The sequence below is a fragment of the Campylobacterota bacterium genome (assembly GCA_040752835.1).
GTDB lineage: Bacteria > Campylobacterota > Campylobacteria > Campylobacterales > Sulfurimonadaceae > Sulfuricurvum.
On the sequence record JBFMGG010000006.1, the window covers coordinates 130,152 to 146,145 of the forward strand.

20 protein-coding genes and 1 tRNA gene are annotated in these 15,994 nt (G+C 54.1%); 11 read left to right on the forward strand and 10 right to left on the reverse strand.

Features of this window, described 5'->3' with window-relative positions; translation table 11 throughout:
* The first annotated feature begins 11 nt into the window (after positions 1-11).
* Genes AB1763_05005 through AB1763_05025 form a run of 5 tightly spaced genes read left to right on the forward strand, consistent with a single transcriptional unit; the run spans position 12 to position 2,599 of the window.
* The gene (locus AB1763_05005) at positions 12-857 is read left to right on the forward strand and encodes a DNA adenine methylase (GenBank protein MEW5832177.1); all 846 of its coding nucleotides are present in this window, start codon (positions 12-14) and stop codon (positions 855-857) included.
* 14 nt (positions 858-871) lie between these two features.
* Positions 872-1,399, forward strand: a complete 528-nt coding sequence (locus AB1763_05010; protein MEW5832178.1) for a hypothetical protein — start codon at positions 872-874, stop codon at positions 1,397-1,399.
* A 27-nt stretch (positions 1,400-1,426) separates the two neighbouring features.
* Complete coding sequence (locus AB1763_05015) at positions 1,427-2,125, forward strand: hypothetical protein (protein MEW5832179.1); 699 nt, start codon at positions 1,427-1,429, stop codon at positions 2,123-2,125.
* A complete protein-coding gene (locus AB1763_05020) occupies positions 2,106-2,417 on the forward strand; it encodes a hypothetical protein (GenBank protein ID MEW5832180.1) in 312 nt (103 codons plus the stop codon). Before AB1763_05015 ends, AB1763_05020 begins: the two co-directional genes overlap by 20 nt.
* The gene (locus tag AB1763_05025; GenBank protein MEW5832181.1) at positions 2,417-2,599 is read left to right on the forward strand and encodes a helix-turn-helix domain-containing protein; all 183 of its coding nucleotides are present in this window, start codon (positions 2,417-2,419) and stop codon (positions 2,597-2,599) included. The genes AB1763_05020 and AB1763_05025 overlap by 1 nt, the downstream gene beginning before the upstream one ends.
* A gap of 89 nt (positions 2,600-2,688) precedes the next feature.
* Here AB1763_05025 and AB1763_05030 read toward each other — a convergent pair.
* From AB1763_05030 to AB1763_05055, 6 genes are all read right to left on the reverse strand, one after another.
* Positions 2,689-2,775 (reverse strand) — tRNA-Leu (locus AB1763_05030).
* 62 nt (positions 2,776-2,837) lie between these two features.
* Positions 2,838-3,689: an acetylglutamate kinase gene (gene argB, locus AB1763_05035; GenBank protein ID MEW5832182.1), complete on the reverse strand. Its 852-nt coding sequence runs from the start codon at positions 3,687-3,689 to the stop codon at positions 2,838-2,840.
* The gene (locus AB1763_05040) at positions 3,673-4,584 is read right to left on the reverse strand and encodes a tetraacyldisaccharide 4'-kinase (GenBank protein MEW5832183.1); all 912 of its coding nucleotides are present in this window, start codon (positions 4,582-4,584) and stop codon (positions 3,673-3,675) included. Before AB1763_05040 ends, argB begins: the two co-directional genes overlap by 17 nt.
* Entirely contained in the window at positions 4,581-5,699 is a 1,119-nt protein-coding gene (locus AB1763_05045) for a DegT/DnrJ/EryC1/StrS aminotransferase family protein (GenBank protein ID MEW5832184.1), read from the reverse strand. Before AB1763_05045 ends, AB1763_05040 begins: the two co-directional genes overlap by 4 nt.
* A gap of 13 nt (positions 5,700-5,712) precedes the next feature.
* Positions 5,713-6,513 carry an NAD+ synthase gene (locus tag AB1763_05050; GenBank protein ID MEW5832185.1) on the reverse strand — a complete coding sequence of 267 codons (801 nt, stop codon included), beginning with the start codon at positions 6,511-6,513 and terminating at the stop codon, positions 5,713-5,715.
* Positions 6,514-6,573: 60 nt separating this feature from the next.
* The gene (locus tag AB1763_05055) at positions 6,574-7,386 is read right to left on the reverse strand and encodes a ferritin-like domain-containing protein (GenBank protein ID MEW5832186.1); all 813 of its coding nucleotides are present in this window, start codon (positions 7,384-7,386) and stop codon (positions 6,574-6,576) included.
* A gap of 41 nt (positions 7,387-7,427) precedes the next feature.
* Between AB1763_05055 and AB1763_05060 the strand changes: the two genes are divergently transcribed.
* Positions 7,428-8,021 (forward strand): MBL fold metallo-hydrolase, encoded by a 594-nt coding sequence (locus AB1763_05060; protein ID MEW5832187.1) that lies wholly within the window; start codon positions 7,428-7,430, stop codon positions 8,019-8,021.
* A 4-nt stretch (positions 8,022-8,025) separates the two neighbouring features.
* Here the strand turns inward: AB1763_05060 and AB1763_05065 are convergent, their stop codons facing one another.
* Both AB1763_05065 and cmoB read right to left on the reverse strand, forming a co-directional pair.
* Positions 8,026-8,493, reverse strand: a complete 468-nt coding sequence (locus AB1763_05065; GenBank protein MEW5832188.1) for a hotdog domain-containing protein — start codon at positions 8,491-8,493, stop codon at positions 8,026-8,028.
* Positions 8,494-8,495: 2 nt separating this feature from the next.
* Positions 8,496-9,389, reverse strand: coding sequence for a tRNA 5-methoxyuridine(34)/uridine 5-oxyacetic acid(34) synthase CmoB (gene cmoB, locus AB1763_05070; GenBank protein ID MEW5832189.1), 894 nt, complete (start codon positions 9,387-9,389; stop codon positions 8,496-8,498).
* A gap of 81 nt (positions 9,390-9,470) precedes the next feature.
* On the opposite strand from cmoB, the gene AB1763_05075 reads away from it, so the two are divergent.
* Together AB1763_05075 and AB1763_05080 are read left to right on the forward strand one after the other, a co-directional pair.
* Positions 9,471-10,355, forward strand: a complete 885-nt coding sequence (locus AB1763_05075; GenBank protein ID MEW5832190.1) for a cation diffusion facilitator family transporter — start codon at positions 9,471-9,473, stop codon at positions 10,353-10,355.
* Positions 10,356-10,422: 67 nt separating this feature from the next.
* Positions 10,423-10,980, forward strand: coding sequence for a DUF3365 domain-containing protein (locus tag AB1763_05080; GenBank protein MEW5832191.1), 558 nt, complete (start codon positions 10,423-10,425; stop codon positions 10,978-10,980).
* Positions 10,981-11,010: 30 nt separating this feature from the next.
* On the opposite strand, the gene rny is transcribed toward AB1763_05080, so the two are convergent.
* On the reverse strand, positions 11,011-12,579 hold the full coding sequence (rny, locus tag AB1763_05085) for a ribonuclease Y (protein ID MEW5832192.1): 1,569 nt from the start codon (positions 12,577-12,579) through the stop codon (positions 11,011-11,013).
* Positions 12,485-13,129 carry a 5-formyltetrahydrofolate cyclo-ligase gene (locus AB1763_05090; protein ID MEW5832193.1) on the reverse strand — a complete coding sequence of 215 codons (645 nt, stop codon included), beginning with the start codon at positions 13,127-13,129 and terminating at the stop codon, positions 12,485-12,487. The genes rny and AB1763_05090 overlap by 95 nt, the downstream gene beginning before the upstream one ends.
* A 59-nt stretch (positions 13,130-13,188) precedes the next feature.
* Between AB1763_05090 and AB1763_05095 the strand changes: the two genes are divergently transcribed.
* Genes AB1763_05095 through radA form a run of 3 tightly spaced genes read left to right on the forward strand, consistent with a single transcriptional unit; the run spans position 13,189 to position 15,979 of the window.
* Positions 13,189-13,740 carry a TlpA disulfide reductase family protein gene (locus AB1763_05095; GenBank protein MEW5832194.1) on the forward strand — a complete coding sequence of 184 codons (552 nt, stop codon included), beginning with the start codon at positions 13,189-13,191 and terminating at the stop codon, positions 13,738-13,740.
* 2 nt (positions 13,741-13,742) lie between these two features.
* Entirely contained in the window at positions 13,743-14,627 is an 885-nt protein-coding gene (gene ftsY / locus AB1763_05100; GenBank protein MEW5832195.1) for a signal recognition particle-docking protein FtsY, read from the forward strand.
* A 2-nt stretch (positions 14,628-14,629) separates the two neighbouring features.
* Positions 14,630-15,979, forward strand: a complete 1,350-nt coding sequence (gene radA, locus AB1763_05105) for a DNA repair protein RadA (GenBank protein MEW5832196.1) — start codon at positions 14,630-14,632, stop codon at positions 15,977-15,979.
* Positions 15,980-15,994 lie beyond the last annotated feature (15 nt).

A 15,994-nucleotide genomic window follows, 5' to 3' on the forward strand; every position in this document is an offset into this window, starting at 1 on the left:
AGGAGAACAGCATGAGTAAACCGACACGACCACCGCTCAGATACCACGGCGGGAAGTGGCGCGTGGCTGACAGGATCATCGAACTCATGCCCCCACACATGACATACGTCGAACCATTCGGGGGGGGTGCTGGTGTGCTGTTGCGCAAATCGCGAAGCAAAAACGAGATCTACAACGACCTCGACGGCGATATCGTCAATGTGTTCAGAGTACTCCGTGACCCGGTTGATTCTGCGAAACTCATTCAGCTGCTAGAACTGACACCGTTCGCTCGCGAAGAGATGAAGCTCGGTTGGGAAGATACTGACGATCCTGTAGAGCAGGCTCGCCGATGTATCGTCAGATCCCATATGGGGTTCGGATCGGCCGGTGCCACAAAAGGACGCACCGGTTTCCGTGGGCTTGATCGATGCGAAGCATCTTTCAGCGCTCCGGCGAAACAATGGGATGCCCTGCCGGATCACCTTCATGCGATCATCACACGTATGAAAGGGGTGGTCATCGAAAATATGGAAGCGGAGCGTCTGATCGATACCGTCGACCATGAAGGTACCTTTTTCTACGTCGACCCTCCTTATCTTCCTGAGACGCGGTCTTCTATGGATTCTGGTACAAAGTACTATCGCCACGAAATGACCGCAGAAGACCATGAGCAGCTGCTAAAAAAACTTCTGCAGGTGAACGGGATGGTATTACTGTCCGGGTATGACTCCGATCTCTACAACGACATGCTCAAAGACTGGCGTATGATCAGCTTCGATGCAAGAGCATCTTCCAAAGCAGGTACAGTCATTCGAAAAGAGTGCGTCTGGATCTCTCCGAACGCTGAACAGCCGAATTTATTCAATATTTGGTGAAAAAAGGATACGAAATGAGCCCAAACCCGAAATTTACCTACGAAACCTACTGCGCCCAGATGCGCGAGCGCGGGCAGAAACCGATGATCCGCCGCGACTTCGACGCGATGATGGGATACGACCGCACGGGGCAACCGCCTCTACAGATCACCCCGAAGCGATCAGTATCGTCGTCGATCGACAACCATGCCAAAATCGCCGCAGAGGTAAAAGAGCGCCGGAGAAAAAAGCCCGAATCGGCCAAGGATCCGAAAGAGCCAAAGCCGAAAACAGATCATGTCGTGCAAGTCCACGAGATGGTCAAAAAGCCGAAAAAACCGCGTCTCACTTTGGAACAAAAACGGGAGTGGAAACGCAACTACATGAAGAAATGGCGCAAGGACAACCCGAAAGCATCTTACGAGAGCGTGAAGCGATGGCGGGAGAACAACCCGGAACAGCATCGCAACTACAACCGAGAATGGAAGCGGAACCGATCGAAGAAGTTACCAGAGACGACTTCGACACCGCAGACGAGTGGCACGACTACCACCAGGCAATGAGAATATTGGAACAGATAAGGATCAACTATGAAACCCGCAATATTCAACACCGAAATGGTGAGAGCGATACTTGATGGACGAAAGACACAAACTCGCCGTATCGACAAACGACTTCCGAGCGGAGACATAGAGGTTACTACTCAGTTCGATGAGCAGGGTCGATGCTTTGTATTCTTTGACGGTAAATGCTTCCCTCTTAAACACCGATTAGGTGAAGTCCTTTGGGTTCGTGAGCCTGCAAAAATTATTGAACACGCGGGAGTAACTACTTGGACAGCAGATAAGATACCTAATATCACGTATGAATACCTATCTGATAATTCATTTAATTGTATTGATATTCCAAGCAGATTTGTTCCTATCCCAAAATGGTTAATAAACTGCCAAGGCATCCCGAACGGTTGTATCCGTGAAATGGCACGCACATTTATCCGTATCACTAATATCCGAGTTGAGCGATTGAATGAGATCAGCGAAGAGGATGCGATTGCTGAGGGCGCTATTAAAATTGAGCGAAATGTTAAAGGATACACAAATAGAACCTATACTATGGTTGAATGGCACTATGGTAATGATGAAATGTCGGGACAGTCACCGAGTGATGCGTTTGGGTTATTTTGGGAATCAATCGACGGTAAAGAATCATTCGATAATCGATACGTTTTGGTGATTGAGTTTGAACTGATCAGTAAAGAGGAGGCGTACCGTGAGCGCCATACCACGTAACCGCCTCCGCAATCTATCCGGTCAGACGATAACCGTCACCGCAGAGTATTGCAGGGAAGCCAAAAACCACCCAGATTCGCACCTGATCCGAAGGGTTCAGAACGAAGAAGGCCGCCACCTGTGCGACCACCTGTGGATCGAATGCAAAATCAAAAAGCCACCATCCTACGGCGACACGGTGATCGTCACCGGCGAAGTCGTCAAATACGGAAAATTCTCTTACAAAAAACAGCTTACCGAAGACTACGGACTGGGATACGTCCGGTGCTCGGTAATACGAAAGGAACCATGATGACAAAGCTTATCACATACCGCGATATTGAAAAAATCTACGGACTGAAAAAAAACACCCTTACGAAACTCTACATGAAGGGAGAATTCATACCGGCGATCAAAGTTGGAAACCGAAATTATTTCGAGGTGGAAAAGCTTGAAAAGTGGATTGAATCTAAAAAAGTTGATATCGCATCGTGAAATCGAAGTTGTACCCCAAGTTGTACCCCAAACGAATTCTTAAAAATTTGAGTGATTGTTGCTAGGCTCTGAAAGTGCCTATTTTACGATGGTGCGGTCGAGAGGACTTGAACCTCCACGACATTTCTGCCACTAGAACCTGAATCTAGCGTGTCTACCAATTTCACCACGACCGCGTTAGTGTTTTGTGTGAAAAGAGACCGAAATTATAACGCAGGAAGCTTAAAGTTCGGGCCGATCACAGGGTGATCTGCGTCCCCACCCCTTCGGAGGTGAAAAGTTCGAGCAAAATCGCGTGCTCGATCCGGCCGTCGATGATGTGCGCTTTTTTGACGCCGCCGTCCACCGCTTCAAGGCACGCATCCACTTTGGGAACCATCCCGCCGCTAATCGTTCCGTCTTTTTTCAGCGCTTCGACTTCCGCTTCGCTGAGGGTAGAGAAAAGTTCTTTCTCTTTGTTCAGCACCCCCGGAGTATCGGTCATAAAAATCACTTTGCACGCACCGATGGCGGCGGCGATGGCCGATGCGGCGAGATCGGCATTGATGTTGTAACCCGGGTGTCCCAACGCTTCGTCGGCACCGATGGGGGCAATGACGGGGATGAAGTTTTCGCGCAGGAGGTTGTGGATGACGTCGGCTTTGACCTCGCTCACCCGTCCCGTAAGGCCGAATTTGGCTTCGTCTTTGGGCTTGGCTTTGAGGAAGTGGGCATCTTTCCCGCTGATCCCGATCGCCTTGGCCCCGTGGGAATTGAGCAGCGACGTGATCTCCTTGTTGATCTCCCCGCTGAGGACCATTTCGACGATCCGCATCACTTCGGGGGTGCTGACCCGTTCGCCGTCGATAAACTCGGTCGGGATCTTCAGATCCCCCAGCAGCTGGCTGATGCGGCTCCCTCCGCCGTGGACGATGACGACCTTGACTCCCACCAGGTGCAGCAATACGATATCCTGCGCGAATTTGGCCTTGAGTTCTTCGGAGCTTTGTGCCGATCCGCCGTATTTAATGACGACGATCTCGTCACGAAACTCTTTGATGAACGGCATCGCGTCCATCAGGGTTTTGACGGTATCAATCTTTTTTTGCATTGACGTATTCCTTTACCTGTTCGATAAGCGCCTCATCCACGTCCAGGGAAAGTTCCATGACGGTGAGGTTGAGATTAAAAGACGCCATTTTAACGAAGTCTTTCTGAGTTACGAGCAGGCTCGTCGCCCCGGTCCGCTTGACGATCGCTTCGAGTTCGCCGGGGGTAAAGAGATGGTGATCTTCGAAATAAACCTTTTCGATTACTTCGGGGAGATGGGGATCGAGCCGTTCGGGACGGGCGATGGCGGTCACCAGAACCATTTTACGCGTTGGATTCTGAATGCTCACCCGACGGGTGAACGTCGTCCCCTCTTCGGCGATAATCGCCGCTTTACCTTTCCAGAGTTTTTCGCGGAAGGCTCCGCTGGGGAGGCAGAACGGATTGGGAGTCGGAACGCGGATCAGCAGGTCAAGTTTCTCGATGGCGTGTTTCCCGTATCCGTCATCGAGCAGCACGACGTCACACCCGATCGCTTTGGCTTCGGCGATGGCCCGTTCGCGGATCTCGCTGACGATCACCACGGCATGGGGCAACGACTTGGCATAGAGCATCGCTTCGTCCCCGCTTTGGGCGATGTCGCACAAAATGTCCCGGTCTTTGACGACCACCATACCGCGGCTCGATCTCCCGTACCCGCGTAAAACGACGGCGGGTTTGGTAAAGCGGCGTGCCAGTTCGATCACCAGAGGCGTTTTACCGCTCCCCCCCACAATCAGGTTGCCGACGCTGACAACCGGTATACCCTGATTTTTGGGAACGCTTCGACGGTAGCGGATGTAGGCGCACAGACAATACAGGGCGCTTAAGGGGAGCAGCAAAAGCGAAAGGAGTTTCTGGAGCAGAGAGGGGCGATACAGATACCCCTCCCCCCATCGTGTCAGAAAGCGTTTCACACCCGGGTCGACGCTACGTCCAGAATTGCTTCGCAGATCTCGTCGACATCATCGTCGCTCAAAGCGGCGTAGTTGGGAATCGAAAGAACCTGCTGGTAACTGCGCAGCGCGACCGGAAAATCGTTGACGCGCAGCGAATATTTTGCCTTGTAGTAGCTCAGCAGGTGCAGGGGAATGTAGTGGAGGCCGCATTCGATCCCGCGCGCCGAAAGCTCACGGGCGAAAGAGTCGCGGTTTTTGTCGACTTTGATGATGAAGAGCGAATAGGGATGTTCTTCGTTCGCAATCGGCAGTTTGATGTGGGGTGCCCCTTCGAGACGCTCGTTGTACACCGCGGCGATCTCGCGCTGACGTTCGATGATGTCGTCTTGCTTTTCAAGCTGCACGAGGATCGTGGCCGCATCCAGCGGGCTCATCATGTACTGGCTCCCGATATCGGTGACGTCGTAGATGTAGCCCAGCGATTCGTCTTCGGTCACCATCGCATGGTTTCGGAGCAACCGGGCCCGTTCGATGATCTCTTCGTCGTCGCTGACGAGCATTCCCCCGTTACAGACGTTGCGGCGGAGATGGGGACTGAAATCAAAACAGGTGATGTCGGCGCCGGTCGAACCGATTTTCCGGCCTTTATAGGTCGCTCCCAGTGCGTCTGAAGCGTCTTCGACGATTTTGACGTCGTATTGTTTGGCGATCTCGTAGAGGCGGTCTAGGTCGACGCTCTGCCCACCCACGTGCGAAACGATGACCGCTTTGAGTTTTTTGCTTTTGTTCTCGGCCAGATAATGCTCGAGTTTGCCCAGATCGATGTTAAAGGTATCGGGATCAATATCGATGAAAATCGGCTCGGCGTCGAAATGGCGCACCACTTCAGGAACCGAGGGATAGGCATTGATCGAACACAGTACCTTGTCACCCCGCTTGAGATCGATCGCCAGCATCGCCAGATGCAGTGCCGCAGTGCCGTGCGAAGTGGCCAGGGCGTACGAAGCGCCGATATACGATTCAAACGCGCTTTCGAGATCTTTGATGATGTCCGGCGCCTCGCCGTCGAGCACCTCGTCGATTTTTTCTCTCTCATCTCCTCCGACTTCGACACGATAAAACGGGATATTCATCTGCTTTTCCTTTTTATAGGGTTATATCTCTGGGATAATTGAAATCGATATTGACGGTACGCGCTGTCAGTTTGGCGATTACCGGCATGCGGCGTTTGAACTGATTTTTATAAATCTTTCCGATAATCATATCGACCAAATCGGGTTTTTCTCCACCCATGATCATCTCTTCGCGTGTATGGCGTTCCTCAACGTAACGTTTCAACACACGGTCCAGATCGCTGTAAGGGTAGCCGATCTCGGCTTCGTCGCTCTGCCCTTCCCACAAATCGGCGCTGGGCGGTTTGGAAAGGATGGAATCGGGAATCCCAAGATGGCGGGCCAGTTCGAAAACCTCGGTTTTGTACAAATCGCCGATCGGGTTGAGGGCGCTGGCCAGATCGCCGTAGAGGGTTCCGTAGCCGAGCATCAATTCGCTTTTGTTGCTGGTCCCCAGCACCAGTGCCCCTTCACGCGCGGAAATATCAAACAGCGTCACCATCCGAAGCCGTGCGGAGAGGTTGCCGATGCGAAGCGCCGACATCCCCTCTTCTCCGTAGGCGCGTAACATCGGTTCGATGGTGCGGGTTTCGCTGCGAAGGCCGAAAACGCGGCACAGTTCGTCGGCGTCGTCCAGGCTGCTTTGGGACGAATAGTGCGAGGGCATTTTGACGCACAGAAGATCATCTCCGAATGCACGGTGAGCCAGCACCGCGACCACGGCCGAATCAATACCGCCGCTTAAACCGACGACCGTTTTAGCGAGGCCGGTCTTGCGAACTTCCTCTTCCAAAAACCGTGTCAGATACTCGCTGATCAATGCGTACTTGCCCACCTGCCAACCTTACCGTAAAATTAACATTTTGCATTATAACGTAAAATCGCGCGGCCGCCGTCAACATCGGTTCGACGAAATTTTTTCAAGTTCCCCCTGGGCAAATCCGGCGCGCCGCCGGGCCTCGCAGTTGATATCGATTTTTCGGGGAAAGCTCCCGGGGTAATGACGTTCGATGATTTCGAAATACGAAGATTGGGGGATCTGCTCTTTTCGGCAGGATCGGGCAAACCATTTGTCCCCTTTTCGGACGTGATCGACCTCTTCGTCGAGAATGACGTGGAGCGCCGCGATGATTTTCGCGACCATCGGCTCTTTTTTGTGCGGCTCGAGTTTTCGCAGGATCTGCGGCGTCGCGTCCAGACCGTTGGCTTCGAGGTAACGGGGGACTACCGCCATCCGTTCGCTGAGGCTCAGTGTCCGCATCGATGCTTCGAACAGCGCGTCGTGTACCGGATATGCTCCGTATCCGCTCCCGAGTTCGCGCAACAGCGCCTCGATCATCTCGAAATGACGAACCTCGTCGTCGGCCACTTCGAGCCAGTCGCGTTCGAACTCCTCCCCTTCGTCCCGAAACCGGTAAACCGCATCAAGGGCGAGATCGATCGCGCTGTATTCGATGTGGGCGATCGCGTGCAGCAGCAACGTCTGGCCGTGGGGAGATTTGAGATGGTTACGCCGCGGGACCTCTTTGGGATCGGCGATCGTACAAAATCCCTCATACGAGGGGTGTTCGAAAACCCGACACGCCCGGGCGGGATCGCGGCTGACGCTCCCGTTTTGATAGGCGGCATAAAAGGTTTTGAATCCCCCGATCTTTTCGGCCGGGGCGGCCGTTTCCAGCAGTGTTTCGAGAGTACCGTAAAGTTCCATGGAGCCAATTATGCTAAAATTTGACTAAAAAAGAGCACTGTATGGAAATTCTAAAACGCCCGATGGGCGATTATCAGACCAACTGCTATATCGTCAAAATCGACGGCAAGGAGATCATCATCGATCCGGGGATGGGGGCCACCGAATGGGTCCTTTCCAACGTCTCCAGTCCCGTCGCCATCCTCAATACCCACGGTCATTTCGACCACGTATGGAGCAACAGCGAACTCCAGCGCAGGCTGGGCGTCCCCCTCTACGCTCCCAAAGCGGATCTTATGCTTCTTTCGGGGAGTACGTGGATGCCCGATCTTCCCCCCTCGGTTCCCGATGTCGAAGTTGACGGGGACCAAACGTTTGACATTTCGGGGATCCGGGTGACGTTCCACCATTTTCCGGGCCACTGCCCGGGGTGTTCGATGATCGAGATCGGTGATGCCGTTTTCAGCGGCGATTTTCTGTTCGAAGGTTCGATCGGGCGTTGGGATTTCCCCTACTCCGATCCCGAAGCGATGCGCCAAAGCCTCAAAAAGTTTGCGCTCTGGAGCGACGACAAACCGCTCTATCCGGGCCACGGAAGAGCAACGAGCGTCCGTGCGGAACAGCGTAACGTCGACTACTGGCTGAAGGTGGTCTAACCCCTTATTCGACGTTTTTCATCAAATCGAGGCGCAAAACGTGGCGCTCGGTAATAACCGTTTTGAATTCCCCTTCGAACACTTTGATCTCATGGACGAAACCCTTGACGGTGACGTTGCGTTTACGCCCCTCTTTTTGGTGTTCGGTCGCTTCGAACGTCACGACGTCGCCGGAGCGGACGGGGGCCAGGAAAAGACAGTTGCACGAGGCCAGCACGACGTTGGGCTCGTTCACCGCGGCCATCGCCGCGAAATCGGCGGCACTGAAAATAAAGCCGCCGTGTACCAGTCCGAGCTCGTCCGCCCGCATGACGTCGCTGGTTTCGAGCGTCACCTGCGCGTAACCGCTTTCCAGCCGTACGATATAACCGCTGAATGAGGTATTGATCCGTTCGTGCGTGTTCAGCGCCGCCTGGGGATTTGTAACCGACTGGAGCACTTCCGTCGCTGTTTCTACTGCTTCTTTCGCCAAAATTATCCTTTTTTGATCCGTACGTATCCCCGTTTGGGCGCGGGATACCCCTCTACTGTTTTGCTATTATCGGCCGGATCGAGAAAATCTTCAAGACTTTGCGACTCGATCCAGTCGGTTTTGCGCTGTTCATCGGAGGTTGTTACCACCGTTCCCAGCACCTCGAATTCTTTAAACCCGGCCCGGATGCACCAGTTTTCCAGTGCTTTGAGCGTAGGGACGAAATAGACGTTGGAAATTTTGGAATAGCTTTCCGAGGGGCACAGCGCGACCGCTTCGTCGCCGTCGATGATGAACGTATCCAGATAGACTTCTCCCCCTTCGGCGAGCCCCTGCCGCAACCCTTTGAGCATGGCGACGGGATCGCTGCGGTGGTACAGCACCCCCAGGCAGAAGATGACGTCGAATTTTTCCTCGTAATACGGCAGGTGTTCAACCCCCAAAAGCTCGTAAACGATGTCGGTTTTCGCAAACCGGTTGATCAGATCGAACTGCGTCTTAAAAAGTGCGGAAGGGTCGAATCCGACCATTTTTGCGGGAGCGTCTTCGAGAAAACGGAACATGTAATAACCGTTGTTGCAGCCGATGTCGGCGACTTTTTTGCCGCGCAGGTCGAAATGGGGGCGGAGAAAGTTGTATTTCATGTCCGAACGCCATTCGGTATCGATCAAAAGTCCGAAAAGGTCAAACGGCCCTTTGCGCCAGGGCATCATCATCCGTGCGACTCTTTCGAGTTCCGCGGCGTCGATCTCTCCGCCGCCGCGAAGGGCGACCGTATTCTGCGACGAAAGTTCGGCCCTGAAATCGGGAAGGACGGCGAGTGCTTCGCGCAAAGGCGCGATGTTTTTCCACTCCATCCATTTCATCCGTTCGGCGCGTATCGCGTTTAAATCCATTCCCTCTCCTGTCCGGGCCTTTGAGCTGCTTTTCGTATCCGAAAGCCCGAAATTTTAGCCATATTAGGCTAAAATCACCCTATGCGTATCGAAAAAAAAGCCACCCTCGTCTCTACCACCGTCGCCTTTATGCTGGTGACGTTCAAGCTCACCGTCGGCATCATCAGCGGTTCGGTCGCCGTTCTGGCCTCCGCTATCGACTCGCTGCTGGACATGGTCGTTTCGACCTTCAACTATTACGCCCTGCACAATGCCGAAAAACAGCCGGACGAATATTTCAATTTCGGACGGCGAAAACTCGAGCCCCTGGCCGCGGTCGTCGAAGGGACGGTCATCAGCCTCTCGGCCCTGTTCATCCTCTACGAAGCGATCTCCAAACTGGTTCAGGGGAGTCCCATCGAGCACCTGGATCTCTCGATCGGAGTGATGGTCGTCTCGATCGTCGTAACCGCCGCGCTGGTGGTATTTTTGCACTTTGTGGCGAAAAAAACGGGGAACATGGTCATCGAGGCCGATGCCCTCCATTACAAAACCGACCTCTTCAGCAACGCGGCGGTTCTGATCTCGCTCGCCGTCATCCACTTTACCGATTACACGTTCATCGATCCATTGCTGGGGATCGGAATCGGGATCTACATGATCTATTCGGCTTTCCCGCTGATCCGGGAAGGGACATTGATGCTCCTGGACGCGGCGCTCGACGCCGAAAGCGTCGAGAAGATCCATACCCTTTTACATAACCAGTACGACATCAGCGGCTATCACGATCTGCGTACCCGCCGTTCGGGATCGGAAATCTACATGAGCGTCCACATCGTTTTCAGCATCAGCACCTCTCTTTACGACGCCCACAAAGTGGGAGACCGTATTGAACTCGCACTCAAAAAGCTCTTTCCCGATGCAAACGTGCACGCCCTGATTCATCTGGACCCCTATGATGATTCTGAGGGAGAGTATCTAGACTGAGTGTCTGAAGAAAATGTTATTTATTATAGTATAGAATGATACAAATCATAATACAAGGATATACTTCATGAAAATTTTTCCCTTTGCTGTTGCTCTTGCCACTTCTTCGTTTCTCTGTGCCGCCGCTTTAAACGACGATCAACGGATCGCGAAAGGCGCCTCATCCTCTTCGGCTCTACTTCAAAAGCTCGGCGGAGAGGTCAAAAAGAACATGGAAGCTTCCGGAGCGGTCAAAACGCTCGAATTCTGTTCGATGAACGCCCTTCCCATGACCGATCAGGTGTCCAAAGAGAGCGGGACGAAGATCCAGCGACTCAGCCTCAAAAACCGCAATCCTCTCAACGCGGCGGTCGGGGAGGAGAAGGAGTTGCTGGAAAAATGGGAAAAAATGGTCAAAAGCGGAGAAAGTCTCCCCCCGCACACATTGAAACAACTCTCCGAAACCCGTAGCGTTTACTACAAGCCGATTCTTATCAATAACGAAGCGTGCCTGAAATGCCACGGCGACATCGCCCCGGAATCAGCGCTGGGCAAAGCGCTCAAGACGACCTATCCCGAAGACAAAGCGGTTGGATACAAAATGGGAGATTTACGGGGGATGGTAAAGGTTGAAATCGCCGAATAACCGAAGGTTCCGCCCTTCGGTATCGGCCTTCTAGCGCGCGTACTCCACGACGCGGCTTTCGCGGATGACATTGACTTTGATTTCGCCGGGAAACTGCACCTTCTGGGCGATCTCTTCGGCGATCTCGCGGGCGATCAGCGCGCTCTCGTCGTCGTTGACGCTTTGGGCGTTGACGATGACGCGCACCTCCCGCCCCGCATTGATCGCGTAGGCCTGTTTCACCCCCTCTTTGCGGGTGGCGATCTCTTCGATCTCGCTGACGCGCCGCAGGAAACTCTCCAGGACTTCGCGCCGTGCGCCCGGACGGGCGGCGGAGAGGGTATCGGCCGCACACACGGCGGCGCATTCGATACTTTTGATCTCCTCGAACCCGTGATGCGCGTAAATTGCGTTGATCACGACGGGATCTTCATTGTATTTGCGGCAGAGCTCAACGCCGATGTCGACGTGATTGCCCCCGCTTTCCTGGGTCAACGCCTTGCCGATGTCGTGCAGCAGGCCGGCGCGTCGGGCGAGTTTGAGGTCGCCCCCCATCTCCGACGCCATTATGCCCGCCAGATGGGCGACTTCGAGGGTATGCGCCAGGGCGTTTTGCCCGTAGCTCGAACGGTATTTGAGCCGTCCGACGAGTCGGACCAGTTCGTGGTGAATCCCGCTGAGTCCCAGTTCGAAAACGATGTCTTCACCTTCGCGGAGCATCGCTTCTTCAAACTCTTCGCACACTTTTTGGTACACCTCTTCGATCCGCGCGGGCTGTATCCGCCCGTCCTGGATCAGCAGCTCGACCGTCCGCACCGCAATAGCGCGCCGATAGAGGTTGAACGAGCTGACAATGATGGCGTTGGGCGTCTCGTCGATGATGATATCGACCCCCGTCACCATTTCGAGGGTCTTGATATTGCGCCCCTCTTTTCCGATAATGCGCCCTTTGAGTTCATCGTCATCGAGATGGATGACGCTGATGAGCCGCTCGGCCGCGAACTCGCCCGCAAAACGGGACGTCGCCTGCGCAAGGATATAATCGGCTTTGCGTTTGAGCTGTTCTTTGGACTGCTCCTCGAGGAGCCGCATTTCACGCGCAAGGGCGAGACGTTCTTTGTCCCGCACCTGTTCGAGAAGGATCGCTTTGGCTTCCTGCGCGGAAAGTCCCGCGCGCTGTTCCACGATCACCTGCATCTGGTCGCTTTTGCGGCGATAGTCTTCTTTTAATTTCTCCAAAGACCGCTCGTTGCGTTCGAGATTCAGACGACGGTTGTCGATTGCCGAACGCTGGGAGGAGAGTTTCTCTTCCTCGCTCTTGCGGAAACGATCGAACGTTTTTTCACGGGCGAGAATCTTTTCTTCCCGTTCCGCGAGGTCTTTTTTGACCTGTTCGTACGTTTCATCGTACCGTTTCTGAGCCTCTTTTTCGATCTCGCGCGAACGGCTCGAAGCGCGTTCCAACACGATCTGCGCTTCGTTTTCAATCGCTTTGGCCTTGGCCTTGGCCTGTTCGAGATACAAATCAAAATGGGCGGCGGAAATCTTTTTCGAAATTAAAAATCCGACTACACCGCTGGCGACGGCAATGCCGCCGCCGGCGAGTAGTTCGTTCAACATGGGTTTTCCTCATACTATAGGCCCCGCGCGGGGTAATCAACAAATCAGACCGCACATCATAATCGTCACATAAAAATCTGTTTGTCAAACATTCGCAGGACTGGATAAAAATCGTAAACGGTCGGGCTTTAAGGGTCGGGAAAAATCGATCATACATCCCTTTGCCAAAACCGATCCGGCCCAGCGAGGCGTCTACCCCTATAGCGGGGACGATAGCTACATCTATTAAATCTGTTTTTCGATAACTGTCCCGAGGCTCGTAAATCCCGAAAGCTTTACGTTCCAACGGTAATCTCAATGGTACCATCTTGAAACTGACGCCATCCATAAACGGGAGATATACTTTTCCTCTGCGGCGCGCACTCCGGAGCGTTTTACGGATATCGGCCTCGAAGTCCATGGGCCAGTAGGCCAGCACGGTTCGGGGATCCAGTTCCGCAAGAACCCGTTCGAGCACCCTTCTGACCTTTGCGTCGCGCATCGTTTTCGTCGCGGGGCTGGCACTTTTAAGTCGTTTGCTGCAAACGCTTCGGAACTCGCTTTTGGTCACTTTTTACCTTTGCTTCGTTATAATCAGCCTAATTTTATCCAATTCCAAAAGGCACTTCGATGCGTTTTTCACTCTTTTTTACCTCTTTGATCTCGATAACCCTCCTGTTTCAGGGATGCGGTGACGATTCGGCCGAAGATGCGATGGTTTCTACCGCTACGTTCAACCTGATGGATACCCAAGGCAAGGGTTATACCGTCGAGAAACGGGGAACCAACTTCACCCTCAGCACCGGCAAAGATAAAGTCGTTCTTTTCGATATTTTCGCCACCTGGTGCCCTCCCTGCCAGGCCGAAGTGAAACACCTCGGTAATCTCCAGAAAAAATACGGCGACGACCTGATTATCATGGGGATCACGATCGAAGACGACAAAAGCAATGCCGAGCTCGAAGCATTTCGCGAAAAGTACAAAGGTGGAAACTACCTGATCAGCAACAAAGCCGACAACAAAGAGCTCGCCCGAGCGATCGCGTCGACCATCGGGGTCGGACAGCAATTCCCGATACCGCTGATGGTGCTGTACAAAAACGGCGAATACGTCACCCACTATGCCGGCGCCACCCACGAAGAGATCATCGATCACGACATCGCCGAAGCACTGGAGCGTTAAGGATGTTCGGATTCATCAAAAAAGGGCTCCAAAAAACGGTCGACGCGATCGCGGCGGTACTCCCCGAAAAAAAAGCCACCGTCTCCAAGGATGAACTCGAAAACATCCTCCTCGAAGCCGACGTCGAATACGACCTCGTCGAAATCATCCTCCGCGAACTCTATCAGGAAAACGTCACCCGCGAACAGCTCGAGTCGAAACTCCTCGCGACCCTGGCATTCGCCCAGAACACCCTCCCCGACAACCCCGACAAACCGACCGTCACCCTCATTATCGGCGTCAACGGGGCCGGGAAAACGACGACGATCGCCAAACTGGCCCAACGCCACCTCAACAACGGCGAACGGGTCATCCTGGGTGCGGGAGACACCTTCCGCGCCGCCGCGATCGAACAGCTCACCCGCTGGGCCGACAAACTCGAAATCCCCATCGTCTCTTCGCGCCAGGGGCATGATCCCAGCGCCGTGGCGTACGATACGATCGAATCGGCCAAAGCGCGGGGGTTTGAGCAGGTCATCATCGATACCGCCGGACGCCTCCACACCCAGACGAATCTGGGGAACGAACTCAAAAAAATCGTCCGCATCTGCGACAAGGCCCATCCCGGATCGCCCCACCGCAAAATCCTCATTCTCGACGGGACACAGGGGAGTTCCGCGATCGCCCAGGCCAAAGCGTTCAACGAGATGGTGGGTGTTGATGGGATCATCATCACCAAGCTCGACGGAACGGCGAAGGGGGGATCGGTTTTCAGTATCGCGTACGCCCTCAAACTCCCGATCCTCTACATCGGCGTCGGGGAGAGTGCGGAACATCTCATCCCGTTTGACAAATACGAATTCGTCGACGGTATCCTCGACGCGATTTTCGGCGAGAAAGCCGCCTGATCATGGCCAAAAAGAAAACGACCCTCTTCGAATGCCAGCACTGCGGCTTCACCACCCCCAAATGGATGGGCAGATGCACCAACTGCGGCGGCTGGGACAGTTTTATCGAGCTGAACGAACAGCAGCAGGAGATCATCAAACTCACCTCATCATCTCCCGCAGCCGGAGCCAAGGCCAAAGAGATCACGAGTATCGTCGAAGAGACGACCGAGCGTTACAGCAGCGATGACAGCGAACTCGACATGGTTCTCGGCGGCGGAATCGTCCCGGGGTCACTTGTCCTGATCGGAGGGAGTCCCGGGGTGGGAAAATCGACCCTGCTCCTCAAAATCGGCTCCAACCTAGCACGCCAGAACCGTAACGTCCTCTACGTCACGGGCGAGGAGAGCGAAGGACAGGTCAAACTGCGGGCCAACCGCCTCGGGGCCAACGTCGACCACCTCTACCTCCTCAGCGAAATCCGCCTCGAACAGGTTCTGGGCGAACTGCACGAACGCGCGTACGAATGCATCATCGTCGACTCGATCCAGACCCTTTATTCCGAGACGATCCCCTCCGCACCCGGATCGGTGACGCAGGTACGCCAGATCACGTTTGACCTGATGCGCATTGCCAAAGAGCGCAAAATCGCCATCTTCATCATCGGGCACATCACCAAAGAGGGTTCGATCGCCGGCCCGAGGGTACTGGAGCACATGGTGGACGTGGTCTTGTATTTCGAAGGGGACAGCGGTCACGAACTGCGGATCCTGCGCGGGTTCAAAAACCGTTTCGGCCCCACCAGCGAAATCGGCGTATTCGAAATGCGCGGCGAAGGGCTCGTTTCGGCCAAAGACCTCTCCTCGCGTTTTTTCAACCGCTCCAAATCCCAAAGCGGCTCGGCCCTGACCGTCATTATGGAGGGTTCCCGCCCCATCGTGCTGGAAGTGCAGGCGCTGGTGAGCGACACCCACGCCCCCAATCCCAAACGTCAGGCGACGGGGTTCGAAACCAACCGTCTCAACATGCTCCTGGCCCTGCTGGAGCGCAAACTCGAACTGCCGCTCAACAGTTACGACGTCTTCGTCAACATCACGGGCGGCATCAAAATCACCGAAACCTCCGCCGATCTCGCGATTCTCGCCGCCATCATCAGCAGCTTCCGCAACCGCTCCATCTCAAAAGAGACCGTTTTTATCGGCGAAGTCTCGCTCGTCGGGGATATCCGCGAAGTGTACCAACTCGACCAGCGGCTCAAAGAAGCGGCTTCCCAACAGATCACCAAAGCACTCATCCCCAAAAAACCGCTCGAAAAAAGCAGCGTCAAATGCTACGAAATCGACGAAGTGAGTAAACTGCTGGAGTGGTTTTAAAGGTAGATTCGAGTA